The organism is Streptomyces sp. NPDC007095, assembly GCF_040634475.1.
Lineage (GTDB): Bacteria > Actinomycetota > Actinomycetes > Streptomycetales > Streptomycetaceae > Streptomyces.
This window is the reverse complement of the sequence record NZ_JBEYFS010000518.1, coordinates 1-1491: the sequence shown is the minus strand read 5'-3', so window position 1 is coordinate 1491 and position 1491 is coordinate 1. Positions and strand designations below refer to the sequence as shown.

At 73.0% G+C, this 1491-nt stretch carries 2 protein-coding genes; both read right to left on the bottom strand.

All coding sequences use genetic code 11. The features are described from left to right. Window positions 1–66: 66 nt before the first annotated feature. On the bottom strand, window positions 67–405 hold the full coding sequence (locus tag ABZ656_RS57890; protein ID WP_360280806.1) for a DUF1304 domain-containing protein: 339 nt from the start codon (window positions 403–405) through the stop codon (window positions 67–69). A 402-nt stretch (window positions 406–807) separates the two neighbouring features. After that, on the bottom strand, window positions 808–1491 hold a 684-nt coding region (locus ABZ656_RS57885; protein ID WP_360280804.1), incomplete at its 5' end, for a helix-turn-helix domain-containing protein.

Below are 1491 nucleotides of genomic sequence, written 5' to 3'. Positions count from 1 at the left end.
GCGGCCATGCACGGTTCGATCCTGTCCTTGGCCCAGCGTCGGACCCGCTCCTCCCGCTCGGGATCATCAGGGAAGAACGCCCGGCAGGGCCTGCGCGAAGAGGATGCGGCGGTTGGCGGTGACCGCCCCGTACACCCCTGCGACCACGACACACACCAGGAAGAAGACCTGGACGCGGAACCCGGTCGGATCGGCGGCGATCAGTCCCCACACCAGACCCGCCGCGAGAAACCCGTTGTAGAGCCCCTGGTTGGCGGCCATCGGCGCGGTCGCCCGGGCCATCTCCGGGTCGAAGCCGTGCAGGCCGCGCCCCGGCTTCTTCTCCCAGAGGAACATCTCCATCACGAGTATGTACGCGTGCAGCGCGGCCACCAGGCCCACCAGCACGTTCGCGACCGTCTCCATCGTCAGCAAGCTCCCTCGTACGCCGTTGTCCACCGTGCCCCTGGACAGATGTTTCATGGACAGGTGTCCACTATAGCTGGACGACTGTCCAGGAAGTCCCGGGGCGCTTCAGTTTGCCCCGCGCGCCCCCTGGGGCATCGACTGCGACGGCTTCACCGCGCGCGGACGGCTCTCCATGAGCAGCGTCACCGTACGCAGCCGGTTCTGCTTCAAGGACGTGCTCGTCGACGCCCCCGTCGGACAGCCCACCTGCTACTGCCGCTCGTCGACCTCGGGCAGGAACAGGCGTTCAGCCCACGCGGCGGACTCCGGTGGGCGGCCGCCGCCCTGGTCTGCCTCGGTCGGCCGCTCGCGACAGCGGCCGCGGCGGGCGCCAACCGCACACTCCGCAGAGCGTGACCGTCACCGGGCCCCGGCGGCCCGCCGCAGCGTCAGCGCCCGCAGCGCGAGCTGCATCTCGAACTGGGCCGTCGGATCGTGGAGCCGCTCGCCGAACAACTCGTCCAGCTGCCGCATCCGATAGCGCACCGTCTGCGGGTGCACGGCGAGCCGCGCCGCCACCTCGCTCGCGTTGTGGCCGCTCTGCAGCCAGGTCAGCAGCGTCTCGGCGAGCCGCTCCCGTTGCGGCGAGCGGATCCGGTCCAGCGGGCTCAGCCGGCGTTCGGCCATCGCGTCCATCAACGCCTCGTCCCGGAAGAGCAGGAGAGTGGCCAGGTGCTCCTGGCAGTGCACCATCTCCGTGTCGGGCAGGATGCCCCGCCGCACCAGCTCCAGCGCCTCGGCCGCCCAGCGCAGCGACCGGGCGCCCTCGTGCAGCGCCACCGTCGGCCCCATCGCCGTACGTAACCCGTGCAGCGCCCCGGAGACCGCCCGCGCCCGCCCCGGCCCCTCCGGATCCGGCACGACGAGGACGGCCGGCCGGACGTCGAACCGGGCGAGGAACTCCGGCGGCACGATGGGCCGGGCCGCCGCCGTGGGGCGCGGCCCCCCGTCGATGGCGAACCCCGCCAGCGGCCCCGCCCGCGGGCCCCCCGCGGGGTGGGGGAGGTCGCATGTGGCCACGGCCGGCGCCCGGGGATCGGCGGG